Genomic DNA, 23962 nt, shown 5'->3' on the forward strand with positions numbered 1-23962 from the left:
AAAACAGAGACGCGCTTAACCTATGATCTGTAACAGGCTGCGGCTAGGCGTCAGTTCTTTTTTTCCGCGCGCTGGTCGCCGCGGTCGAAGCCGCGATACTGCGGCCATTCGCCGGTCATGGCGGCGCTCAGCGAGGTATCGGGCTGGCCGATGCGCGACCGGTAGATCCAGTAATTGGTCAGCACGCGCTGCACGAAAATCCGCGTCTCGGAGAGCGGAATGGTCTCGATGAACAGGAAGGGATCGTTGGCGGCCATATCGGGATTGGCGCGGATCCATTTCTGCAGGTTGCCCGGCCCGCCGTTATAGGCGGCGGCGAGATGGAACAGGTTGCCCTTGATCATCGGCATGTCGAGCAGATGCTGCAGGTAGCGCTGGCCCAGCTCGATATTGTATTCCGGCGCGAACAGCTTATGGCGGCCGTTCTTGCTGCGCAGGCTCTTGTCGCCGGCCACGGCGCCGGCGGTGCGCGGCATCAGCTGCATCAGGCCGGTGGCGCCGGCCGAACTCATGGCGCGGGCGTTGAAGGCGCTTTCCTGGCGCATGAAAGCGAAGACCAGCGCGCGGTCGACACTGAAACCGCCATCGGGTTCCCAGGGGGGCAGCGGATAGAGCGCGTGGTCGTGGCTCTCGCCCTTCACATTGTACCAGGCGATGGCGATGCGCATGGTGGAGGCTGGCGCCTGCATGCGACTGACCAGCCCGAGCAGAGCCGAGGCGAGGTCGTCGCTGGCCTGGCTGAACAGCCGCGTCACTTCGCGGTCGGCGCGCACCGCCTCGCCCACTTCGCTGAGTGCGATGGCGCGGCGGATGGCCGGAATATCCTTCAGGCGGCGCAGTTCGTCCGGCGAGAGCGGCGGCGGCGCCCAGCTGAAGGGCTGGTCGGTGCCGAGCTGGGCCAGGCTGAGCTGGCCGTAGAAGGTGCGTTCCTCGTTGGCGCCGACTTCGAGCAGGCGGATCGCTTCCGACGGCTGGCGCAGACGCAGCATGACGCGGGCGCCCCACCAGGCTCCGGCCGAACGGTCCCAGGCGGTGGCGGTTTTGGAGAAAGCCAGATTCTCGAAATGATGCGCGGCATTGTCGTAACGGCCGAGCCGCCAGGCGGAAAGGCCGGCGATCCAGTCGGCATCGGGCACGCGGGCACGCGAGCGCTGCGCCGCCGGGGCGGCCAGCTCAAGCGCCCGCGCATCGTTGCCCTCCAGCACATACAGCCAGGCCAGCCGCTTGCGCCATTCATCGTATTCCGAGGCGCTCACCTTGCTGCGTATCTCGGGTTTTGCGAGAAAGGCCGCTGCCTCGTCGAGGCGGTCGCGCTTGAGCAGCGATGCGAACTGCCCGGCGGCCTGGCTGATGGCGCGGGCATGGGCGGGATCGCGGTCGCGCGGCTGCGGCCGGCGGCGCGTGGTGGCGACCAGTCCTGGATCGCCGTCGTAATCGCCGAGTTCGACGCCAAGCGGCGCCGGCGGCGCCTTGTCCTTGCGCGGCTTCTTGCGCATCGCCAGGCCATAGACCTCTTCGGCGCCGGCATGGTCGCGATACTGCTTCAGCCAGGCCAGCAGTTCGGGATAGCCGGCGTTATAGGCGGTGGGATGCAGGTAGCGCTGCTGCAGCACATGGCCGAGCAGCAGCTTGTCGCCCAGCCGGGCGATCTCGCGGTCGGCCCTGGCCCAGTCGGCCTCGGCCTGGAAATCGAAGATGCGCTGATAGCGGTCGATGTCGGCGGCACCAAGCACGCCGGGCAGCTCGACGGTCGTCTCCTGCGCCCTGACTGGCATCACGGCCGTCAGCAGCAGACCGCAGGCGAGTATCAGCCCCCCAAGGCGCATGCCTTCCCCCAGACGATTTTGGTCGCCCGGGATAGCGCAGAAGCGGTTAAGGTACAACTAAACTTGCCGCAACCAATGGTGGCAGCCTGCTTTTCCAATGGCTTAGTCAACGATTTAAGCTGTGCGGCAGTTTCAGCACCATGCCGGCCGCAACCACGCAGCCGGCGGCGCAGATCAGGATCGGCCAGGTGTAGCTGCCGGTTGTATCGAACACCCAGCCGGCCAGCGTCGGCCCCAGCAGGGTACCGAAGGCGACCGAGGTGTAGAGCACGCCAAGCACCGCCGACATGGCGCGCAGGCCGAACAGGTCGGCGGTGAAAGCCGGCACCAGAGCGACGAAACCACCGTAGAACAGCCCGAAGGCCAGCGCGAAGACGGCGAGCGCGGCGAAGCCCTGCGCGAAATTCCAGTAAAGCAGCGCAATGCCGCTGCACAGCATCAGCAGGCCGAGGCTGCGGCCACGCCCCAGGCGATCGGCCAGGCCGCCGAGCACGAAACGGCCGAGCGTGCTGCCGACGCCGATCAGGCCGACCAGCCAGACGCCCTCGCCCCGGCTCAGCCCCTGATCCATCGCAGCGGGAGCCAGATGCACGAAGGGCACGAAGGTGCCGATGCAGTTGAGTCCGCAGGCGAGATAGAGCAGCCAGAACACCGGATGGCGCAGCACGGTGCCGAGTTCCAATCCCGGCGGTGGCCCCGAGGGCGCGGCGGTCGCAGCTGGAAGGGCGGCACCATCGGGCTGCAGCCCCATGCTGGCCGGCGAGGCGCGCAGCAGCAGGGTGGCAAGCGCACCGAGCAGCAAGGTGGCGATGCCGAAGCCGACATAGGCACCGCGCCAGCCGAAGACTTCGATGGCATAGGCCGCGACGGGTGGCGCCGCCATGGTGCCGATCCCGATGCCGGCCACCGCCCAGCCCGACGCCTGGCCGCGTTTGGCGAGAAACCAGCGCTGCACCGTGCCGATGGCCGGCACATAGGAAAAGCCGACGCCGACGCCGATGCCGATGCCGTAGAAGATCACGATGGCGGCGAGGCTGTCGGCGAAGCTGGCCGCGATCATCCCGGCGCCGGTGCAGGCCATGCCGAAACCGACCACCGGGCGCGGGCCGATGCGGTCGGCCAGCCGGCCGCTGATGGCGCCGAGCGCGAAATAGAGGAAGCCGGCGGCGGAAAACACCAGCGACACCGTGGCGCGCGAGGCGCCGAATTCGCGGCTTAACGGGTCGAAGAAGGCGGGAAAGCTGTAGGCCGCGCCGAAACCGGTGAACATGACCAGGAAAGCGGCGGCCACCACCACCCAGCCATAAAAGATGCCCGGCATCAGACGCCGAGCTCGTCCAGCCTGGCGGCGAGTTCCAGCATGTCGCGCCAGGCTTCACGCTTCACGCCGGGCTGGCGCAGCAGATAGGCCGGATGCAGCATCGGCATGGCCGGCACCGCGATGTCGCCGCGCTTGTAGTCGTGCCAGCGGCCACGCACCCGCGTGATGCCCTGGGTGGTGCCGAGCAGGGTACCGGTGGAGAATTTGCCGGTGCAGACCAGCACTTTCGGATTCACCAGCTCGATCAGCCGCTCGATGAAGGGCCGGCAGGCGACGATCTCCTCGGCGGAGGGATCGCGGTTGCCCGGCGGGCGCCAGAACAGCAGGTTGGAAATATAGACATTGCTCTCGTCGCGGCCGATCGCCTTGAGCATCTTGTCAAGCAGCTGGCCGCTCTCGCCCACGAAAGGCAGACCCTGCGCATCCTCGTCGCGGCCCGGCGCCTCGCCCACGATCATCAGTTTGGCCTGCGGGTTGCCGCGCGCAATCACCGTGTTGGTGGCGGTGGCTTTGAGCGCGCAGCCGTCGAAAGCTCTGATAGCGGCTTCCAGTTCGGCAATCGTATTGCAGGCCCGGGCTGCCTGCGTGGCGGCCGTCTCTGCCTGCTGGGCCGACACGCTGGCCGGCTGGGCCGCCCGCGAGGCCAGCGCCGCCTGCACGCCGCTGCCCGGACTCGCAGGAGGGGGCGCGCCTGCCGCAACGGCAGCCGGAACTGCGACCGCCGGCTGCGGTTTGGGAGGCGGCGCGACCGTCCGGTCGACCGGCTGCTCGCCGATCGCCTCGTCCACCCCGGCCTCGGCGTAGAAGAGCGCGATGTCGAGCAGAGAGGGAGGAAAATCAGGGGTTTCCGTGGCGTTCATCGATGCTGGACGGGGGTGGCGCCGTTGGCTTGCCCCCCATAGTCTGGTAAGCAGGCATGGAGCGTCAAGCTGACCGGCCCCGACGTTCCCAAATAAAAAATCGCTACCAATATCCGAGGTGCCCCGTGTCGGAACGCGAAACGATGGAATACGACGTGGTGATCGTCGGTGCAGGCCCGGCCGGCCTGTCCGCCGCGATCCGCCTGAAGCAGCTGGCAACTGAGCAAAACCACGAAATTTCAGTCTGCGTGATCGAAAAGGGCTCCGAGGTCGGCGCCCATATCCTGTCGGGTGCGGTGATCGACCCGATCGCGCTGAACGAGCTTATTCCGGACTGGAAGGCCAAGGGCGCGCCGCTCAATACCCCGGTCACCGACGACCGCTTCATGATCCTGACCGAAGCGAATCACATCCCGGTTCCGAACCTCCTGCTGCCGCCGCTGATGAACAATCACGGCAACTACATCGTATCGCTCGGCAATGTCTGCCGCTGGCTGGCCAGCCAGGCCGAAGAGCTGGGCGTGGAAATCTTCCCGGGTTTTGCCGCCGCCGAGGTGCTGTATGGCGACAAGGGCGAAGTGGTCGGCGTCGCCACCGGCGACATGGGCATCGGCCGCGACGGCGAGCATAAGTCGAGCTACACGCCCGGCGTGGAGTTGCGCGGCAAATACACGCTGATCGCCGAGGGCGTGCGCGGTTCGCTGGCGAAAGAGCTGCAGACAAAATTCAAGCTGCGCGACGGCGTCGATCCGCAGAAGTTCGGGATCGGCATCAAGGAGCTGTGGCAGATCGATCCGGCCCGGCATAAGCCCGGCCTGGTGATCCACACCCAGGGCTGGCCGCTGGACAGCAAGACCGGCGGCGGCAGCTTCATGTATCATCTGGAAGACAACCAGGTGGCGGTCGGCTTCGTCATCCACCTGAATTACCAGAACCCCTATCTCTCGCCCTTCGATGAATTCCAGCGCTTCAAGACGCATCCGTCGGTGCGCGATTTCTTCGAGGGCGGCAAGCGCATTTCCTACGGCGCGCGCGCGATCAACGAAGGCGGACTGCAGTCGGTGCCGAAGCTCACTTTCCCGGGCGGAGCGCTGATCGGCTGCTCGGCCGGTTTCGTCAACCTGCCACGCATCAAGGGCAGCCACAACGCGATGAAGACCGGCATGCTGGCCGCCGAAGCCGCTTTCGAGGCGCTGAAGGCCGGCACGTCCGGCGGCGACGAACTGGCTGCCTATCCGGAAGCCTTCAGGGCATCCTGGTCGTTCAAGGACCTGTGGAAGGTGCGCAATGTCAAACCGGCGCTCGGCTACGGCATGTGGCTCGGCACGCTGGTCGGCGGCATCCATATGTGGCTGAACGATCTCGGACTGGGCTTCCTGGCGCCCTGGACCACGCATCACGCCAAGGCTGATCACGAGACTTTGAAGCCGGCAAAGGACTGTAAACCGATTGCCTATCCCAAACCCGATGGCAAGATCAGCTTCGACAAGCTGTCCTCGGTGTTCCTGTCGAACACCAACCACGAGGAGGATCAGCCGATCCATCTGCAGCTGAAGGACCCATCGATCCCGATCGCGCGCAACCTGCCGATCTACGACGAACCGGCGCAGCGCTACTGCCCGGCCGGTGTCTATGAAGTGCTGCGCGACGACCAGGGCAACAATCCGCGTTTCCAGATCAATGCCCAGAACTGCGTCCATTGCAAAACCTGTGACATCAAGGATCCGGCGCAGAATATCAACTGGACCGTCCCGGAGGGGGGCGGCGGTCCGAATTATCCCAACATGTGAGACAGATGACAGACAGAGCCTCCCGCAAGCGTTTCATCTTCCGTCCCGTCCGCGCTGCCTTGCTGCTGGCAGCAAGCCTGCTGCCGCTGGCAGCCTGCAGCAGCAACAGCAGCATGATGTCCGGGGCGCCGTCGCGCAGCGGCTACCGGCTCGACAGCCCGTACGGCAATTTCCTGGCCGCCCGCCATGCCCGCCAGATGAACGACAATACGGCGGCGGCCAATTACTACATGCGCGCCCTGCGCGAGGACCCTGAAAGCGCATTGCTGACCCAGGGCGCCTTCATCGCGCTGATCGCCGATGGCCGGGTCAATGAGGCCGTCGTGCTGACGCCCTCGCTGCGCCAGATGAATCCGTCCGAATACCTGCCGCGCATGACGCAGGCCTCGGCCCTGATGCTGGCGCGCGATTACGATGCCGTGCTGCGCCTGGTGGCCGAGGGCCCCAGCGGCGGGATTCACGCCGCCTTCAATCCGTTGCTGCAGACCTTTGCCTATGCCGGCAAGGGCGAGGCAGACCAGGCGATCGCCAGCCTGCAGAAGCTGGAGCGCCATCCGCTGTTCAGCGGCGTCTACATGCATCTCAAGCCGATCCTGCTCGATATCCTGAATCAGCCGGAGCCGACCGAGGCCGCCTATCGCGAGGCCATCGAAGGCCGCGAGCGCGCCGGCACGCGCCAGATCGACGGCTTCGCCCGTTTCCTGGAACGCCAGGGCCGCGCAGCCGATGCACGCCGGCTGCTGGAAGAGCAGATGGTGTTCAACCCGGACAATCCGGTGCTGCTGACTGCCCTGCGCCGCCTCGACTCCAAACAGCCGAGCGCCCCGCTGGTCGGCAATGCCGTCGAAGGCATGGCCGAAGCCATGTTCGCGTCGGCCACGGCGCTGGGCCGCAGCGACGGCGGCGACCTGGCCGAACTGCATCTGCAGCTGGCGCTGTTCATGCGGCCGGACCTGGACGATGCCCGCATGCTGCTGGGCGATATCTACGAAAGCCGCGAGCGCTACGACCAGGCGCTGGCGATGTATGCCCGCGTGTCGCTGAATTCGGCCTATGCCGAAAGCGCGCAGCTGCGCCAGGCCTGGTGCATCAGCGAACTCGGCCGCACCGACGAGGCCGTGCGCATCCTGCGCCGCATGGCGAGTGCGGACAGCAACAGCCCGCGCGCCCTGCTGACGCTCGCCGACATGTATCGCCAGATGGAAAAATGGCCGGACTCGGCGCGCGAATACACGGCTGCCCTGGCGCGCATTCCGCGGCTGGAACAGCGCCACTGGACCATCCTGTTCGGCCGTGGCGTGGCCTATGAACGCTCCAAGCAGTTCGACAAGGGCGAAGCCGACATGCTGAAGGCGCTGGAGCTGCAGCCCGACCAGCCGCTGGTGCTGAACTATCTCGGCTATTCCTGGATCGACATGCATCGCAATATCGAGCGGGCGACGCGCATGATCGAACGCGCCGTGCAGCTGCGGCCCAATGACGGTGCCATCGTCGACTCGCTCGGCTGGGCGCTGTATCGCCTGGCCCGCTATGACGAAGCCGTGGTGCAGCTGGAACGCGCCGTTGAGCTGAAGGGCGGCGACCCGGTGATCACCGATCATCTGGGCGATGCCTACTGGCGTGTCGGCCGGCAGGAAGAGGCAAAATTCCAGTGGCGCCGCGCACTCGGCCTCAAGCCCGAGCAGGAGCTCGCCCTGCAGGTGCAGCGCAAGCTCGACCAGGGCCTCGATCCGGTGGCCGCCAAGTAAAAACCATGAACGGCGCACGATGACCGCAGCAGGCCTGAGCCGGCTGGCCCCGGCCAAGATCAACCTGTTCCTGCATGTCACTGGCCGGCGGCCGGCGCATGCGGCACAGGCCGGTTATCATGAACTGGAAAGCCTGGTGGTCTTCGCGCAGGACCCGGCTGCCTGCGACCGCATCGCGGTGGCGCCGGCCGATGACCTGACACTGGTACTGGCCGGTCCGCAGGCCGCAGCCCTCCCACCCGACAGCGACAGCAATCTGGTGCTGCGCGCCGCCCGCCAGCTGCAGACGATGAATGGCCGGGCAATGCGTGAAGCGGGCGCCGCCATTACCCTGACCAAGACCCTGCCGGTCGCCTCCGGCATCGGTGGCGGCTCGGCCGATGCCGCCGCCACCCTGCATGCCCTGCGCGCACTGTGGCAGATCGAGGTCGATGACGAGGCTCTGGCCCGCGCGGCATTGCCGCTCGGCGCCGATATCCCGGCCTGCCTGCTCGGCCGCGCCGCGCTGATGACCGGCATCGGCGAGGAGCTCTGTGCACTGCCGCCGCTGCCGCCCTTCTGGCTGGTGCTGGCCAATCCCGGCGTCGCGCTGGCGACGAAAGACGTCTTTTCCGCCCTGAATGCCGGACTAGGGACCGGCCGGTTCGGCATGCCGATGCCATTGGAGCGCCGGCCCGACAGCGCCGCCGACCTCGCCATCCTGTTGCGCGCGCGCCGCAACGACCTGGAGGCGCCGGCGCGTTTCCTGGCTCCGGAGATCGATCCGGTGCTGGCCGCCGTGAAGGCCCAGGCCGGCTGCCTGCTGGCGCGGCTGTCAGGCTCGGGGGCGACCTGCTTCGGACTGTTCGCGGAAAAACGCGATGCCGATTTCGCCGCCCGCAACCTGGCCCGCGCCTACCCGAAATGGTGGGTGGCGGCGACCGCGGCGGGATAAGCCGCAACCGCCTGACGGCCACTGAAAATCCCTGGCCGGAAGCCCCGAAATCCGCGCCGGAACGGCGGCACCAAAGGCTGGATATTTTCGGCCGCGCCGCCTATTGTCCCGCCCGCGCCGCGCCCTGCGCATCAAAGGGCGTCTGCTGGGGCGTAGCCAAGCGGTAAGGCAGCGGTTTTTGGTACCGCCATTCGGAGGTTCGATCCCTCCCGCCCCAGCCAACTTATCATCTTCACTTATATTCCAAAGCATCGCCTCTGGTCCGAGCAGCGGCAACACATCGGCGGCAGGGACGGCGTTCATCGGCTCAGGGCTGTTTTTCCATCACTACCATCATGCGAAACCCCAAGAGCCGCCCCAGAAGCGGTTCCAGCTTCGCCTCAAGTGCGAGAAGAGGCCGGGCAAAGGCTGCCGGCAACAGACTCCAACGCTGAAAACCACCAGACAACGGATAGGCCCATAAATCGAACCAGCTTCGCTTGGCCATCACCATTCCGGGGAACATTTCAGCCAGGCGGCGTTGATGGGTGACGAACACCAGATGGGGCAAAGCCATATTCGCGTCAGCCGGATCCGGACCGGTCTGCGGTCCGTCGGCAAAGGGATCGACGCGCATGATCATATCCTCGTGGTGAAACAGCTTGAGGATCGGCACGCTTACCGGCGTCACCGCCGGTTCAATCATGATCAACCTTCCACCCGGCTGCAGCACCCTGAAGACCTCGCGCAGAAATGCGGTCGGATACGCCAAGTGATGGAAAACATCGATCATTACCAGATTGGCAATGGCGCCGTCACGAAAAGGTAGGGAATGGGCGTCGCCGACCACATCGATCCAGGGCGTCGTCACGATGTCCATGCCGATGCAATCAGATAGGCCGGCACGCAGGTGCCCCGACCCAGCCCCAATCTCGAGCGTTCGTCCTGGCCTGCAGGCCTGGCGGATGCGATGGTGATAGGCTGTGTAAACAGCTCGCAGTACCGGCTTGCCCTCCCACGCGGAACGTTGCTGCGTCGATGATGTGGCAATGGTCATACCGGCTGAGTCCGAACCAGCAAGATCAGTAACATGTTATTATTGCCTTGACTGCCACAGCCGGCGTGGATCAACACCGCTCGGCCAGCGCATCAGCAGGAAAAATGCGAACCCGAGCAGCGGCCAGTAAAACCACATCCGGCCGGGACTGGTCAGCAGGTTAACGATCAGCAGGAATGCGGCCAACACACCAAGCTTCCAGGCTTGCCCGCGCCATTTTGCAATCGCTGCATCAGCATCGGATTCTAGGCCACTACCCGGCATCTGCACAGGCGCGGGTCGCGCTATGCCAGGCGAAATCTGCACGCGATAGGCCGCAACCGGCTCGGCGATATTCTTGATTTCGCGGTCACCGAGGAAATCGAAGCCGATATCCAGTTTCTTGCGCACCTGCTCGAAGACCGTGCCGGAGATGCAGATGCCACCCGGCTCCGCCAGCGACTCCAAGCGTGCGGCGATATTCACGCCCTCGCCATAGATATCGCTACCCTCGATCATCACGTCACCGAGATTGATGCCGATGCGGAACCACATGGGCGGCATAGCGGGATCTTCGGCATTGCGCGTGGCGAGGCGGCGCTGGGTTTCCACGGCACAGAAGACGGCCTCCACCGGCGAACCGAATTCGGCCACCAGCCCGTCGCCCCAGGTGTTGATCAGGCGGCCATGATGGCGCCCGATCAGATCCACCATGATCTCGCGATACTGCTTCAGCCGCGTGACCGTGCCGACCTCATCGCGCTCGACCAGCGCGCTGTAGCCCTGCACATCGGCGCAGAAGATCGTGATCAGTTTGCGACGGATACCTGAAGCCTGGTCGGTCATAGGCGCATCTTGGGGCGGCCCTTTGCGGATTTCCGCCAAGCTTATACGGAACCGGCGCTGCAATAAAGGCCGCGTGAACCTGTCTGTAACCGTGCGCACACCCGGCCCCGGCGCCATGTATGGCCAATCCATGCCATTTTTTGCGATGCCAGCCGGGTTGATCTGCCTCAAGGCCGTTACGGCATAGCTGCCTATTCTGCGCCCATCCGGTCAGGAGATACAGGTCATGACGCAGATGATGAAGGCCGCAGTGGTGCGGGAATTCGGCAGGCCGCTGATTATCGAGCGGGTTCCGGTGCCGACGCCCGGCCCCGGCGAGGTGCTGGTGCGGATCAGGGCCAGCGGCGTCTGCCATACCGACCTGCACGCCGCCGACGGCGACTGGCCGGTGAAACCGAAACTGCCCTTCATTCCCGGCCATGAAGGCGCCGGCATCGTGGCGGCCCTCGGCCCCGGCGTGACAGGACTGAAAGAAGGCGATCCGGTCGGCATCGCGTGGCTGCACGATGCCTGCGGCGGTTGCGAACACTGCGCCGGCGGTTGGGAAACGCTCTGCGAGCAGCAGCATAACAGCGGCTATGGCGTGGATGGCACCTTCGCCGACTATGCCATCGGCGCCGCCGCCTATGTCGGCCGCCTGCCCGCAAACCCGGACTTCGCCGCGCTGGCACCGATCCTGTGCGCCGGCGTCACCACCTATAAAGGCATCAAGGAAACCGAAGCAAAGCCCGGCGAGTGGATCGCCATTTCCGGCCTCGGCGGCCTCGGCCATATCGCCGTGCAATATGCCAAGGCGATGGGCCTGCATGTCGTCGCACTCGACGTGGCCGAGGAAAAGCTGGCCCTGGCACGTACGCTCGGCGCCGATATCGCCATCGATGCCCGCGCCCCCGATGCGGCGGCGCAGGTGATCAAGGCGACGGGCGGCGGCGCCCATGGGGTGCTGGTCACGGCGGTATCACCGGTGGCTTTCGCGCAATCGCTCAGCCTGGTGCGCCGGCGCGGCACGATCAGCCTGGTGGGTCTGCCGCCCGGCACCTTTGCCACCCCGATCTTCGATGTGGTGTTGAAGCGGATCACGTTGCGCGGCTCCATCGTCGGCGGTCGCAACGACCTGGCCGAGGCGCTGGAATTCGCCGCCGAAGGCAAGGTGAAGGCGCATATCCATCACCGCAGGCTGGAAGACATCAATGCGATCTTCGCCGACCTCAAGGCCGGCAAGGTGGATGGCCGCATCGTGCTGGATATCGGCTGAGACCTATTCAGCGTAGACCATCTTCACGCTCATGCCGCCATCGACGATCAGGTTCTGGCCGGTGACGAAGCCCGCTTCGGCCAGATAGAGGCAGGCTTCGGCGATATCCTCGGGCGTGCCGACGCGGCCGACCGCATGCTGCTCGCGGTCTGCCCGCGAATGCTGCGGCGTCCCGGAGCGCGCGGCATACTGCCAGTCGCGCGTTTCGATCCAGCCCGGACTGATGCTGTTCACCCGGATGCGCTGCAGTGCCAGGCTCATCGCCATGCCATGGGTAAGCGCGACGATGCCGCCCTTGGAGGCGGTGTATCCCTCGGTATCCGGCTCCGACATGAAAGCGCGCGTCGAGGCGATATTGACGATGGCGCCATGGATGTCGCGTTTCGCCATCTCGCGGGCGACCAGCTGCGAACAGAGGAAGGTGCCGCGCAGGTTAGTGGCGATCACGGCGTCGAAATCCTCCAGCGGCAGCTCGAGGAATGGCTTGCGGATCATGAAGCCGGCATTGTTGACCAGCACGGTAGGACACTCGAGGTCGCGGATGGTCTGGGCCAGCCAGGCCTCAACCGATTTCGGGTCGGCCACATCGGTGACGGCGAAACTGGCCCTGGCGCCCTGCCCGGCCAGCAGGTCGAGCAGTTCGGCGCCGGCATCCGCGGCCCGATCCGCGATCGAGACCGCATAGCCGGCTTTGGCGAAGCGTAGCGCGATGCCACGCCCGATGCCCTGGGCCCCGCCGGTGATCGCCACGACTTTCATGTCCGCCTCCATTGCGCAGCCAAACGTGCAAACCGCAGTTTGGTTGCGCCACTGGCGCGGTCAAGCCGTCGGGCGCGCCTCCAGCAGGCGCCGCACCTTGCGGCCTTTCGCCGCCAGGGCGCGGTCGACCACGCCGGGCAGCAGGCGCTGCAGCCAGACGAACAGCCGTTCCGGCCCGCGCGGATAAATGGTATCGGCCTCGTTTTCGATCCCGGTCACGATCCGCGCCGCCACGGCGGCCGGCTCGTCCAGCACCATGGCAAAGGGCGCGACCAGGTCGCTGAACCCGTCGGCCGCCGCCGTGCGGGTGGCACGCGGTGCCGCATAAGTCACGCCGATGCCATCGGTCGCCAGCTCGCGGCGCAACGCGTCCGACAGGCCGCGCAGGGCGAATTTGCTGGCGCAGTAGGCGGCGAAATACGGATGGCCGATATCGCCGAAGACCGAACCGATATTGACCACGCGCGGCCGGTCGGACAGGCGCAGCAGCGGCAGCAGGTCGCGGATCAGCGCAATCGGCGCAGCTACATTGGTGGCAACCAGACGCTGCAGTTCGGCATCGCCCAGATCGCTCAGCAGGCCGCTGGCGACGATGCCGGCATTGTTGATCAGGATATCAAGGCCATCATTGCGGCAGGACTCGACGATCATGGCTCGGCCGGCCGCCGTGGTGATATCGGCAACCACGGTCAGGCTGCGCACGCCGACCGGCAGTTGCATCGCCGTTTCAGCCAGTGCGGCAGCGCGGCGGCCGACCAGGATGACGCGGGCGCCACGCGTGGCCAGGGCGACCGCCAGGGCCCGGCCGATGCCGCTGCCGGCACCGGTGATGACGATACTGCGGCCCTCAAGCAGCATGACTGACCGCGGCATGCCGCGCCTCGATGGTGCTGAACATATCGGCATAGAGTTTATAGACGACGCGCGCGGTTTCGATGATGGCCTCCTGCGCGATGGAATCGTCGATGCCGTTCACAAGGTCGCGAAAGAAGGCGACATGCTCCTGATCGAGCGATCCATGCGAGCCGAGATAGCTGAAGCCGCGGCCATCCTGGATGCCGAGTGCGGTTTTCAGCGTGCCGGCCGCAGCCGTCGCCAGTGCCGCCGACATGCCCTCCAGCACATGCACCATGCCGAGCATGGCATAGGGACTGACATGCTCGATGGCATAGTAGACATAGGCCACCATCAGCCGGCAGGGCAGATCGCCCTGCCCGGCCCGCACGGCTTCGGCATCGCCGCCCAGCGCGCGGATATCGTCGAGAATCCATTCCTCGTGACCGCGCTCTTCCTCGATATATTCCAGCAGCGCGTTGATGTAGCGCTGGTCGCGATCGGTGCAGCGCGCCACTGCGGTGCCGAGCAGGCGGCAGGTATGGCGCACATGGTGATAGGCCTGACCAAGAAAAGCGATATACATGCCGGCCGGCACGCCCTGGCGCAGGGCGCGCTGGATCACCGGCGTGGCAATGAAGGCATCGCGTTCCGTCCGCGTCTCGGCGAACAGGCGCTCAAAAAACTGCATGCTGCATCTCCATGGTTTGCCCGTCATGGGCGGGAAAGAAATCGGGATACCGCGCGGCGATCTCGCGCCGCCGCGGCCGGCCGTTGGCAGTGAGCAGTCCGGCCGCCGCCAGGCCGTCAGGGGCGATCACAGCGATACGGTGCGGGATGGCATAGTCGGGTGCCGCGGCGGCGAGGGTTGCGACCAGGCCTGCAAGCCGCGCCGGATCGGCCTTGCCGAGCCAGGCAGCACCGAGCGGCGAAGCTTCGAGCAGCACGGCGAGCTGGCCGTCGGGTGCCACCAGCACCACGCAACGCCCGATGCGCGGATCCGCCAGCAGCATGGTTTCCACCCATTCCGGCGCGATGTTGCGGCCGTTGGCGGTGACGATCAGGTTGTCTTTGCGACCGGTGACGCGCAGGTAGCCGTCGGCATCCAGGCTGCCAAGATCGCCGGTATGCCACAGGTCATCGGCGGGTCCGTCGCTGCGGCCGAGATAGCCCTGCGCCACGGCCGGGCCGCGCACCACGATCTCGCCATCGGGCGCGATACTGACGGCGCAGCCGGGCAGCGGGCGCCCCACCGTACCGCCGCGCCGGTCGCCTGGGCGGTTCACCGCCACAACGGAACAGCATTCGGTCAGACCATAGCCTTCATGCACCGGAATGCCGAGTTCCCAGGCACGGGCCGCGATGCTGTCGGGCACCGCGGCGCCGCCGACCGCGACGAAGCGCAGGCTGTCGGGCACGGCGACCCGGCCGATCGAGGCCATCATTACCCAGGCTTGCAGCAACTGGGGCACCAGAACCGTGGTGCTGGGCCTCTCGCGCGCCGCCGCCTCGCCGAGGCGCACCGCGATCTCCGGACCCTGGGCGGCAACCACGGTGGCATCGATGGCGCAGCTGCCACCCACGAGGATCGGCAGATAGATGCCGCAGATGGCTTCCAGCAGCAGGGCATAGGGCAGCACAGACAGGTGCCGGTCGGCAGCGCCGGCGCCACTGGCCTGCAGCAGCGCGGCGCAACTCTGCCGCATCTGATTGGCGCCAAGCAGCACACCCTTGGGCGCGCCGGTCGAACCCGAGGTGTAGACGATGCGAGTGCCACGCATCACGGCCGGCTGCCACGCCGCCTCATCGCGCGGCAGCGGCATGACGGCGATGTTGAAGGCCTGCGCCCTTGCCATCTGGTCATCAGCGGCCAATACCGTCGTGATGCCGGCATCGGACAGGATATGCTTCAGCTGCGCATCGGCGAAGAAATGCGGCAGCGGCACCAGCGTCTTGCCCGCCATCCAGGCGGCGAGATCGGTCACCAGCCAGTCGATGCTGCTGGGCCCCAGCAGGCCGAGCACCGGCGGCAGGTTCTGCAGCGCGGCGGCAGTGCCGGCAACGCGACGCGCCAGTGCCGCATAGGTGATGCTGCCGCTCTGGTCGCTGAAGGCCTCGCGCTCGGTCGCGGCAAGGTTGCCGAGTGCCGCCAGCACGTCGCTCATGTGCCTGCCCTCGCCAGCACCGTTTCGGCGCCGCACGGCATGCGCGAGACTTCCAGCCGCTCTTCGGCCGGCAGGCCTTCCACGGCGCAGACGCGCGGGTCGTTTTCGTAGTAGCGACCCCAGTCCTGCGGGTTGGGGACATGACTGGCACTGGCCGGGCCGAGATCGGCGATGTCGATGGCGAAACGCCGGGCCAGCCGGCGCAGCCGGTTGGTGGCGGTGAAGACGCCCCAGCGATAGCCGGAATCAAGGCCGATATGGGCGAAGCCGCGCAGCAGCATGAGCAATGCGCCCGGCCGGCTGGCGGCGACCGAGCCGAGTTCCAGCACGGCTTCGCGCGGCACAGCACGGCCGGCGGCACCGGCAATCGCCTGCTCCAGCGGCTGGGTGAGATACTGTTCGGAGAAGAAGCCGGTTTTCGCGTCGCGCAGACCGGCGGCGCAGCGCGGCGCACCGGCATCGTCGAGCACCACGATCATACGATCTGGGAAGCTTGCGATGCGCGCGCCATATTCCGTGTAGAAGACGGTACGCACCATGGCCTCGACGGCAGGCCGCAGGGCACTGTCGGGCAGGACAATTTCAAAACGCATACGCACCTCGGCTGGGGCTGTGATGCGTCCTGCGTAAACGCCTGGGCTTACAGACGCCTTACGGCGCCTTATCTCTTTTTCAGCGAGCCGAAACCGGCGGTTTCGCCGGCACAGTGCAGCACGAAAATGGCGCCACCGCCCGGGGCATCCGTCACACTGACGCTGCCGCCGAGTGCCCGCATGGTTTCCGCCACGATGGCCAGGCCGAGACCGGCGCCATGGCCATTCTGCGCGCGGCCGCGCCAGAAGCGTTCGAAAATCTGGCCACGCAACTCGGGCGGCACGCCGGGACCGTGATCACGCACGCTCAGGCTGCCATCCGTGCCGACGGCGACCATCACCTCGCTGCCGGCCGGGGTGTGATTCAGGGCGTTTTCGACCAGGTTGCGCAGGGCACCCTCCAGCGCAACCCGCGCGGTCTGCACCACCACCGGGGCGGCGGCCGGCTGCAGGGCGATGGTGCGATGCTGCTGGATCGCCAGCGGCGCAAGATAGCTCACCACCGTCTCGGCCAGATGGTTGAGGTCGACCGCGTCCTCGATCTTCAGCGGCGCGGCTTCCAGGCGTGAAACCTGCAGCAGCTGCGCCACCAGACGATTCATCCGCGCTATATCCTCGCCGAGCTGGCGCGCGACGACATTGTCGTCAAGCTCGGCCAATCGCGCGGTCAGCACCGCCAGCGGCGTGCGCAACTCATGGGCGGCATTGGCAGTGAAGCGCCGCTGCATGTCGAAACCGTGTTCCAGCCGGTCGAGCGCGCTGTTGATCGCCGCGATCAGCGGCAGGATTTCCACCGCCACCTCGCCGGTCGGCAGACGCAGGTCGCGCGTGGCCGGCCCGATCAGCAGCGCACGATCCGACAGGTCCTTGATCGGCCGCAGGCTGCTGCGAATGGTCCAGATCGAGATCAGCAGCGCCACAAGCAAAATCACCGGCAGGGTCCAGCCGATATGCTCGATGAATTCCTTCACCAGCGAATCGACATAGACGTCCTCATGGATATAGCCCTGTGCCACCACGACCAGCAGGTCGCTGGCCACCGGCACGGCGGCGATCAGCGCATAATGCGGCGTGCCGCGGCCATCGGGATCATACAGGCGGAAAATCGGCTCGCCGGCTTTCAGCCGTTCGCGCGGCAACGCGCTGAAGGTGTCGCCGGCCTTCTGGCTCGATGCGATCAGGATTTCGCCTTGCCTGTCGATGATGGCATAGAGATAGCCGTCGCCGGCATCCTGGTAGGCACGCGCGAGCGCCGGCGGCAGCCGCAGGACCGGTTTGTCGCGCTCCAGCCGTACATAACTGGCGACCTGTTCGGCCTGAACCTGCAGGCTGGCATCGTCGAGATTGTCGATCGCCTGCCATGTGTAATGCACGATTACGGCGGTCACCAGCAGGATCGAGCCGAGCAGCACCAGGCCGAGACGCCACGCCAGGCGCGCCTGCAACGACCAGCGCCGTTTCTGCAAATCGGTCAGCGCCCTGTCTCCGCCAGCAGATAACCGACCCCGCGGACGGTATGGATCTCGCCGGAGAACTGACTGCCTTCGAGCTTCTTGCGCAGACGGTGCAGCAACACCTCCAGCGAATTCGGCGTCACCTCGTCGTCGAAGCCGTAGATACGTTCTTCCAGATAGGTCTTGGGCACCACGCGGCCGGCGCGGCGCAGCAGGTTTTCCAGCAGGGCCATCTCGCGCGGCGTCAGGCTGACCGGCTTGCCGCCGATGGTGAGGGCGCGCCCAACGGTATCGAAGCTGATATTGCCGGCTTCAAGCACCAGTCCGAGCGCACCGCTGGGCCGGCGCAGCAATGCCTTAAGACGGGCGATCAACTCGGGCATGGCAAAGGGCTTGAGCAGGTAGTCATCGGCGCCGCTGTTCAGCCCCTCCACCCGATCATCAACGCCGTCACGCGCCGTCAGCACCAGCACCGGCGTGGCATCGCGCCGGCTGCGCAGCTCGCGCAGCAGGGTCAGGCCGTCGCCATCGGGCAGACCGAGATCGAGGACAATGACGTCATAGCGCGAGGCCGCCAGCGCCGCCTGCGCATCGCCGACCTCGCCCACAGCATCAACGGTGAAGCCAGACCGCGCCAGGCTGCGCTGCACCAGATCGCGCAGCTGCACCTCATCTTCCACCAGCAGCAGGCGCATCGGCGCCCCGTCCCTTACTGCATCACACGACGCTATTGACGCAGATATTCAATATCCGAGCCATCCTTGGCCTTAAAACGCACCTTGACCAGTACGTTTTGCGCATCATACCAGAGTTCGCGCTGCAAATCGCCGGTGATGGAATAATGGCGGGCCGGGACCGGCCGGCCTTTCACCGGTACGGTTTCAGGCCCCAGATCGGCCACCGCGATCGTCATGCGGCTGCCGTCCAGCGTATTGAGAATGCTTCTCTGCTGCACGATCCGTTCGTTCCACAGGCTGGCCGGGATGCTGACGGTGGCCCGCTCGGCCTCCCTGCCATCAGCCATGACCGAAAGCTCGTTGCCGCCGGCACTGACGTCCAGCACATGCGGCGTGCCGTCGTCGTTGGTTTTCGACCACAGGCGGATCAGCCGGCCATTTTGCCAGATCTCATGGCCTTCATGCTCGAAACGGTAAGCCGTGATGAAAGCGACCTTGACCGCGACATTGGTGCGGATATCGATCTTCAGGCCATCCGCTTCGTTGCGGAACAGCATTTCATGCCGGCCGACCTGGCTGCCGTTGCGCAGCACAGTGAAATCGAGGCTGCCGCCGGGCGGGGGCGCGGCGACGGCCGGAAGCGCGGAGAGCGAAAGGGCAGCAACCGCCAGAACAACGGCGGCCCGGGCGGTGGAAACGGTTTTGCGGAGCATGGATCCTCGACGGCAATACGGACGATTGCCGCCGAGTATCCAGCACCAAGCTTACAGGCGACTTACGCTGCCGCCCGGTTTACTTGGCCAGCGGGCAGTTGCCCTCGGCGAGCGGACGGAAGGCCTTGTCGGCCGGCACGGTGGCGGCAACCTTCAGGAAATCCCAGTCGCCCTTCGATTCGGCCGGCTTCTTGGCTTCCAGCACATACATCGGATGCAGCTTGCGGCCATCGATGCGGATGCTGCCCTTGCCGAACAGCGGGTCGTCGGTCGGGATCGCCTTCATCGCCGCCACCACGGCACGGCCATCGGTCGCCTCGCCTACCTTGTCAACCGCCTTCAGGTAATGCAGCACGCCGGCATAGACGCCGGCATGCATGTCATTCGGCATCATCTTCTTGGCATGGCGGGCCTGGAAGCGCTTCGACCATTCACGAGTGCCGTCGTTCAAATCCCAGTAGAAGGGCGCCACCGACTGCAGGCCCTGTGTCGCCTTCAGACCAAGCGCCGGCACATTGGTGACGCCGAAGATCAGGCCGACGATACGCTGCTTGTCGGCCATGCCGAACTCCGCCGCCTGCTTCAGCGAATTGGTCAGGTCGCCGCCGGCATTGGCAAAGGCCACGACATCGGCGCCCGATGACTGGGCCTGCAACAGGAAGGAACTGAAATCGGCGACACCCACCGGATGACGCACGGCGCCAAGGATAGTGCCGCCAAGCGACTTGATCTCATCGGAGGCCTGCTTTTCCAGGTCATGGCCGAAGGCATAGTCGGCGGTGAGGAAAAACCACTTCTTGCCGCCCTGGGCGAAAGCGGCGCGTGCCGCCGAATGGCCGTAAGACCAGGTGTCATAAGTCCAGTGCACGAAATTCGGCGAGCAGCGCTCGCCGGTCAGCACCACGCTGCCAGCACCCGAGCCGATCACGGCCTTGTTCTTGTCGCGCGCGATCTCGTTGACCGCCAGTGCCACTGCGGAGTGCGGAATATCCACGATGACATCGACTTTGTCGATATCATACCACTGGCGTGCCACGTTGGCGCCCACATCGGGCTTGTTCTGGTGATCGGCGAAGATCACCTCGACCTTGCGCTTGCTGGTCTTCATGTAGTCTTCCGCCGCCATCTGGGCGGCCAGCACCGAGCCGGGCCCCTGGAAATCGGCATAGACGCTGGACATGTCGTTGAGCACAGCGACCTTGACCGGTTTCGGATCGGCGGCCAGAGCAGGATTCAAAGCGGCGCTGCCGGCCAAAGCGAGCAGGGCGGCACAGATGACGATGCGCATGGCGGGTTTCCTCCATATTTTTGTTATGAGGAAGTATTGTTTGCCTTACCAACGATCGTCAATCGCTATTTCGCGCCGGCAATCGATTGCTGCGATGCACAACGCACCAGCCGTCAGGGCAGCCGCAGCAGTTCCGGCAGCCAACCGGTTTTCTGCGCCAGTTCGATACTCTCCATCACCGGGATGGCCGCCACGAACCACAGCGCGTCGCGGAAGGTGGTGAATACGAATCGCGGCTGCACCAGCACCTCCGCGGCGGACCGCCATCCCGACAGCCGGGGCCCCCAGCGGGGCACCCGCGCGGCATAAGCGGCGAACTCCGACGGGAAACGGGATTTGAGAAACGCCTCCTCCTGCGCGATCACCACGCTGAAAACCGCAAAAACGAACAGACCAAGGGCAAGTCCGGTGGCGAGATTACCCGCCTGCAGGCCCACGCCGACACCGCCGAGTATGGAAAACAGATACAGCGGATTGCGGCTGATCGAATACGGCCCCTCATCGACCAGCAGCGTTTTCTTGCGACCGCCGATATAGAGCGCGCACCAGGTCCGGCCGGCAATACAGATGAAGATCAGGCCATAGCCGGCATATTCGCAGGCTTCGTGCAAAGACGCCGGCCACATCGACCGGGTAAACAGCAGAACCGTAAATGCCAGGACAGCAATGGCAAGAATGACGCGTTTGCGCCGACGCTGCACCTGCCCGAGCGTGTCATCGGCCGGTGCGGCCAGCGTAAGGGCCGGTATGGTTATCGTCATGCGGGGGGCCTTTCTCAGAGTCCCCGCAGAAAACGGCAGCGGGCTTGCAGCCCGCTTACAGAAAAGGCGGCATGCTGCGGCAACTGGCCGCAGGCCGGGTCAGCGCGCCAGACGCCGGACCGTTGCGCGCAGCGCGCGGGCATAGGGCGCGACAGGCGTGTGACGCACCCATTCAATCACGCGCTTCTTAAGCGAAAAACTGTAGGCCTGGGTACCGAAGATATCGACATCGTTACCGAACAGCCGCGCCGTCTTTTCGAAATAGTAGCCATTCCGGTTGCGCAGAGCGCGGCGGTAAAAACCGGCATCCTCGGCAGCCGCGAAATAGGTTTTGTTCGGCGTGATCGCGAATGGACGCAGCCGGGCTGCCGGATCGAACAGATAGCGCGCCACACCGGAGGAAACGTCGGGCCAGAATTCGTTGAAATTGTCATCGAGGACAACCACTCCTCTCGGGGCCAGCACGGCCCCGATCAGCGCCAGATCGTTCAGCACGCAGTCCTCGGTATGCCCGCCATCGATAGAGGCCAGACGCACCGGCCCGCAAAGCCGCAGAAGATCGTCGGGGCGCACATCGAGCGAGGAGCGCTGCAGGATGTCCAGCCGGTTCGCCGGCTCCAGCCAGCGCCGTGCATTGGCCAGAAAGATGTCGCGATCACCGGCACCGGACCGGTCCAGATTGAGATGCTGGTCATCGAAGACATCGATGGCGAAAGCGGATTCGCCCGGCCGGCGGCCGAGCGCGAGCAGAAGGAACAGCTTGCCGTGATGTACGCCAATCTCGCCAACAGCGCCCTGCACACCGGATTCAAGCTGCAGATCGAGCAGCGAATCGATGAAGCGCGCGCTGTAGGGAAACAGCCAGCCGCCGATGCGGCGATAACCGCGTTTCAGATAGGTTTGCCGGGATATGGTCACACCGCCTCCGTCTCTGCTGTGCGAGCAGAGTTAGTGACGATGCGACGGTTTGGGCGTGACTATGGTGTGGTCAGGGGTCGTGACAGTCGGATGACAGCTCAGTTGACCACGCGCCAGGCGCCATCGGGCATCAGGCAGGCCGTGCCGTAGCTTGGCTGCACCCGCCCGTTGACCGTGACGCCGGCCTGGTATTCACGACAATACTGGCCGTTGGGCGCCTGGTAGACCGGCGATGCCGGCACCGCCGAGACCTGCCCATAAGGTGCCGGGGCGTAGATCACTGGCGGCGGCGGGTAATAGGCCGGCGGCGGCTGGACCACCACCACCCGGGGCGGCGGGGCATAATAGGCTGGCGGCCCCCAGTAATGCCGGCTGCTGTAGTAACTGTGATGATGACGATAACCATGCCGGTTGTGATACCGCGGTTGGCCATACCAGCCGCCGCTGGAGTAACTGAAGGAGAAACTGTCGGCTTTGGCCGGCGACGCCAGCGCGATTCCGCCCGCGACGGCAAACAGGGCAGCGGCAGCAAACAGGGGTTTCATGGCACAGCCTCCTTTGGACTGCTACGAAGCCAGACTGCGCAGCGATCATGGCGAATTTATGTTGCCTATGGTCGTGACAAATCGCGGCTGCGCCTCAGCTTTCCCTGAAATTCGGGATTTCCTTTACTTGACTGCGCCGCAATGCAACGCTGCGGCATGCCGCAGGCATGGGATGCCGGAAACATGCTGCAGATCGAATTGATCAGCGCCAATCTGGTTCGACTGCTCGAATTCTGGACTGCGAATCGCGGGGCTGACGGCAGCCCGCCGCGACGCTCCGCCCTCGATCCGCTGGCACTGCCGCCGGCCGTGCTGCCGGGACTGATCCTGATGGAACTGCATCCCGGCCCGCCACCCGGTTCGGAAGAGAGGCCCGGCGATCCCTGGCGCTTTCACTACCGCCTCGTTGGCACGGCCATCGTCGAGATGTTCGGCTTCGATCCCACCGGGCGGTTTCTTGACGAAATCGGTGACACGCCGGAAATACGCCTGAATATCAGCCGCCTCAATCAGGCCATCGCAACAGGGCAGCCGCATATCAGCCGCTCGTCCTTCATGATCCCGTCGCGCGAATTCATGCAGGTGGAACGCCTGACCCTGCCCTTCCTGCGCGAGAACGGTTCGGTCGGCTTCCTGCTGACAGCACTCTCGCCGCTCGACACGGCACCCTGAAAACGAAAAGGCCCGCAGCTTGCGCCGCGGGCCTTTGTGCAGATACGGCCGGTGCCGGTTCAGTACATATGCTGGCCGCCGTTGATGCTGAGCGTCGAGCCGGTGATGAAGCCGCCTTCATCGGCGACCAGGAACAATACGCCGCGGGCGATTTCCTCGGCACGTCCCAGGCGACCGACCGGAATCTTGGCCACAATCTTTTCCAGCACATTCGCCGGCACCGCGGAGACCATGTCGGTATCGATGTAACCCGGGGCAATCGCATTGACGGTGATGCCGCGCGCCGCACCTTCCTGCGCCAGCGCTTTGGTGAAACCGTGGATGCCCGACTTGGCGGCGGCGTAGTTGACCTGCCCATACTGGCCGGCCTGACCGTTGATCGAACCGATATTGACGATGCGGCCGAAACCGCGCTCGCGCATGCCGTCGATGGTGGCACGACACATGTTGAAGCAGCCGCCGAGATTGGTATCCAGCACGGCCTGCCACTGATCGTGACTCATCTTGTGCATGGTGCCGTCGCGGGTGATGCCGGCATTGTTGACGATCACGTCGACCGGTCCGAGGTCGCGCTCCACCTGCTTCACGCCGGCGAGGCATTCCTCGTAATTGGCGACATCCCATTTATAGGTCTTGATGCCGCTCTCGGCCTCGAAGGCCTTGGCGCGTTCGGTATTGCCGGCGTAGTTGGCCGCAACCTTGTAACCGCTCTGATGCAGCAGCCTGGAAATCGCGGCACCGATCCCTCGGGTTCCGCCAGTGACAATCGCTACGCGGGACATGGATTCTCCTCCTGTTGGACTTTTCTGGTTCGCCGGTGCGGCCAGCGTTTATGATGTCAGATGTGCGCCGCCCGGCATTGATATGAAACAAAGGCCGGGATACCCCCTCCCGGCCCCTGCGGGGTGTGATCAGTCGCGGGCCACGCACATGGCGATGCCCATGCCGCCGCCGATGCACAACGTGGCGAGGCCCTTCTTGGCATCGC

The 23962-nt window shown here is 65.3% G+C and carries 23 protein-coding genes and 1 tRNA gene; 6 read left to right on the forward strand and 18 right to left on the reverse strand.

All coding sequences use genetic code 11. The features are described from left to right. Positions 1 to 50: 50 nt before the first annotated feature. The 3 genes from OJJ21_RS14550 to OJJ21_RS14560 all read right to left on the reverse strand — a co-directional run bounded on the left by OJJ21_RS14550 (position 51) and on the right by OJJ21_RS14560 (position 4007). Positions 51 to 1826 (reverse strand): lytic transglycosylase domain-containing protein, encoded by a 1776-nt coding sequence (locus tag OJJ21_RS14550; RefSeq protein ID WP_297687307.1) that lies wholly within the window; start codon positions 1824 to 1826, stop codon positions 51 to 53. A gap of 106 nt (positions 1827 to 1932) precedes the next feature. Further along, entirely contained in the window at positions 1933 to 3147 is a 1215-nt protein-coding gene (locus OJJ21_RS14555) for an MFS transporter (RefSeq protein ID WP_297687308.1), read from the reverse strand. After that, positions 3147 to 4007 (reverse strand): uracil-DNA glycosylase, encoded by an 861-nt coding sequence (locus OJJ21_RS14560; protein ID WP_297687309.1) that lies wholly within the window; start codon positions 4005 to 4007, stop codon positions 3147 to 3149. The genes OJJ21_RS14555 and OJJ21_RS14560 overlap by 1 nt, the downstream gene beginning before the upstream one ends. A gap of 143 nt (positions 4008 to 4150) precedes the next feature. Between OJJ21_RS14560 and OJJ21_RS14565 the strand changes: the two genes are divergently transcribed. The 4 genes from OJJ21_RS14565 to OJJ21_RS14580 all read left to right on the forward strand — a co-directional run bounded on the left by OJJ21_RS14565 (position 4151) and on the right by OJJ21_RS14580 (position 8700). After that, positions 4151 to 5797, forward strand: coding sequence for an electron transfer flavoprotein-ubiquinone oxidoreductase (locus OJJ21_RS14565; RefSeq protein WP_297687329.1), 1647 nt, complete (start codon positions 4151 to 4153; stop codon positions 5795 to 5797). A gap of 5 nt (positions 5798 to 5802) precedes the next feature. Then, a complete protein-coding gene (locus OJJ21_RS14570) occupies positions 5803 to 7545 on the forward strand; it encodes a tetratricopeptide repeat protein (protein ID WP_297687310.1) in 1743 nt (580 codons plus the stop codon). A gap of 19 nt (positions 7546 to 7564) precedes the next feature. Next, positions 7565 to 8479 carry a 4-(cytidine 5'-diphospho)-2-C-methyl-D-erythritol kinase gene (locus OJJ21_RS14575; protein ID WP_297687311.1) on the forward strand — a complete coding sequence of 305 codons (915 nt, stop codon included), beginning with the start codon at positions 7565 to 7567 and terminating at the stop codon, positions 8477 to 8479. A 146-nt stretch (positions 8480 to 8625) separates the two neighbouring features. Next, a tRNA-Gln gene (locus OJJ21_RS14580) sits at positions 8626 to 8700 on the forward strand. A gap of 86 nt (positions 8701 to 8786) precedes the next feature. On the opposite strand, the gene OJJ21_RS14585 is transcribed toward OJJ21_RS14580, so the two are convergent. Next, positions 8787 to 9515, reverse strand: a complete 729-nt coding sequence (locus OJJ21_RS14585; protein WP_297687312.1) for a class I SAM-dependent methyltransferase — start codon at positions 9513 to 9515, stop codon at positions 8787 to 8789. A 39-nt stretch (positions 9516 to 9554) separates the two neighbouring features. After that, positions 9555 to 10340, reverse strand: coding sequence for an adenylate/guanylate cyclase domain-containing protein (locus tag OJJ21_RS14590; protein WP_297687313.1), 786 nt, complete (start codon positions 10338 to 10340; stop codon positions 9555 to 9557). Positions 10341 to 10566: 226 nt separating this feature from the next. On the opposite strand from OJJ21_RS14590, the gene adhP reads away from it, so the two are divergent. After that, a complete protein-coding gene (adhP, locus tag OJJ21_RS14595) occupies positions 10567 to 11595 on the forward strand; it encodes an alcohol dehydrogenase AdhP (RefSeq protein ID WP_297687314.1) in 1029 nt (342 codons plus the stop codon). A 3-nt stretch (positions 11596 to 11598) separates the two neighbouring features. On the opposite strand, the gene OJJ21_RS14600 is transcribed toward adhP, so the two are convergent. The 12 genes from OJJ21_RS14600 to OJJ21_RS14655 all read right to left on the reverse strand — a co-directional run bounded on the left by OJJ21_RS14600 (position 11599) and on the right by OJJ21_RS14655 (position 22302). Continuing rightward, positions 11599 to 12354 (reverse strand): SDR family oxidoreductase, encoded by a 756-nt coding sequence (locus OJJ21_RS14600; RefSeq protein ID WP_297687315.1) that lies wholly within the window; start codon positions 12352 to 12354, stop codon positions 11599 to 11601. A 60-nt stretch (positions 12355 to 12414) separates the two neighbouring features. Beyond that, complete coding sequence (locus OJJ21_RS14605) at positions 12415 to 13227, reverse strand: SDR family oxidoreductase (protein WP_297687316.1); 813 nt, start codon at positions 13225 to 13227, stop codon at positions 12415 to 12417. Then, the gene (locus tag OJJ21_RS14610) at positions 13202 to 13879 is read right to left on the reverse strand and encodes an iron-containing redox enzyme family protein (RefSeq protein WP_297687317.1); all 678 of its coding nucleotides are present in this window, start codon (positions 13877 to 13879) and stop codon (positions 13202 to 13204) included. Before OJJ21_RS14610 ends, OJJ21_RS14605 begins: the two co-directional genes overlap by 26 nt. Further along, on the reverse strand, positions 13866 to 15353 hold the full coding sequence (locus OJJ21_RS14615) for an AMP-binding protein (RefSeq protein ID WP_297687318.1): 1488 nt from the start codon (positions 15351 to 15353) through the stop codon (positions 13866 to 13868). Before OJJ21_RS14615 ends, OJJ21_RS14610 begins: the two co-directional genes overlap by 14 nt. After that, entirely contained in the window at positions 15350 to 15946 is a 597-nt protein-coding gene (locus tag OJJ21_RS14620) for a thermostable hemolysin (RefSeq protein WP_297687319.1), read from the reverse strand. Before OJJ21_RS14620 ends, OJJ21_RS14615 begins: the two co-directional genes overlap by 4 nt. Positions 15947 to 16014: 68 nt before the next feature. After that, complete coding sequence (locus OJJ21_RS14625) at positions 16015 to 17412, reverse strand: ATP-binding protein (protein ID WP_297687320.1); 1398 nt, start codon at positions 17410 to 17412, stop codon at positions 16015 to 16017. Between the two features lie 5 nt (positions 17413 to 17417). Continuing rightward, positions 17418 to 18095, reverse strand: a complete 678-nt coding sequence (locus OJJ21_RS14630) for a response regulator transcription factor (protein WP_297687321.1) — start codon at positions 18093 to 18095, stop codon at positions 17418 to 17420. 32 nt (positions 18096 to 18127) lie between these two features. Next, positions 18128 to 18790: a DUF6134 family protein gene (locus tag OJJ21_RS14635; RefSeq protein ID WP_297687322.1), complete on the reverse strand. Its 663-nt coding sequence runs from the start codon at positions 18788 to 18790 to the stop codon at positions 18128 to 18130. Between the two features lie 79 nt (positions 18791 to 18869). Continuing rightward, positions 18870 to 20078 (reverse strand): ABC transporter substrate-binding protein, encoded by a 1209-nt coding sequence (locus OJJ21_RS14640; RefSeq protein ID WP_297687323.1) that lies wholly within the window; start codon positions 20076 to 20078, stop codon positions 18870 to 18872. A 113-nt stretch (positions 20079 to 20191) separates the two neighbouring features. Beyond that, positions 20192 to 20839 (reverse strand): isoprenylcysteine carboxylmethyltransferase family protein, encoded by a 648-nt coding sequence (locus OJJ21_RS14645; protein ID WP_297687324.1) that lies wholly within the window; start codon positions 20837 to 20839, stop codon positions 20192 to 20194. A 99-nt stretch (positions 20840 to 20938) separates the two neighbouring features. After that, positions 20939 to 21757 (reverse strand): class I SAM-dependent methyltransferase, encoded by an 819-nt coding sequence (locus OJJ21_RS14650; RefSeq protein WP_297687325.1) that lies wholly within the window; start codon positions 21755 to 21757, stop codon positions 20939 to 20941. A 98-nt stretch (positions 21758 to 21855) separates the two neighbouring features. Further along, positions 21856 to 22302 carry a hypothetical protein gene (locus tag OJJ21_RS14655; protein ID WP_297687326.1) on the reverse strand — a complete coding sequence of 149 codons (447 nt, stop codon included), beginning with the start codon at positions 22300 to 22302 and terminating at the stop codon, positions 21856 to 21858. A 183-nt stretch (positions 22303 to 22485) separates the two neighbouring features. Here OJJ21_RS14655 and OJJ21_RS14660 point away from each other — a divergent pair, with 183 nt between their 5' ends. Beyond that, a complete protein-coding gene (locus tag OJJ21_RS14660; RefSeq protein WP_297687327.1) occupies positions 22486 to 22974 on the forward strand; it encodes a hypothetical protein in 489 nt (162 codons plus the stop codon). Positions 22975 to 23033: 59 nt separating this feature from the next. Here OJJ21_RS14660 and phbB read toward each other — a convergent pair whose 3' ends face one another. Then, positions 23034 to 23756 carry an acetoacetyl-CoA reductase gene (gene phbB / locus OJJ21_RS14665; protein ID WP_297687328.1) on the reverse strand — a complete coding sequence of 241 codons (723 nt, stop codon included), beginning with the start codon at positions 23754 to 23756 and terminating at the stop codon, positions 23034 to 23036. Between the last annotated feature and the right edge of the window lie 206 nt (positions 23757 to 23962).

The organism is Ferrovibrio sp. (genome assembly GCF_025869515.1).
Taxonomy (GTDB): Bacteria; Pseudomonadota; Alphaproteobacteria; order Ferrovibrionales; family Ferrovibrionaceae; genus Ferrovibrio.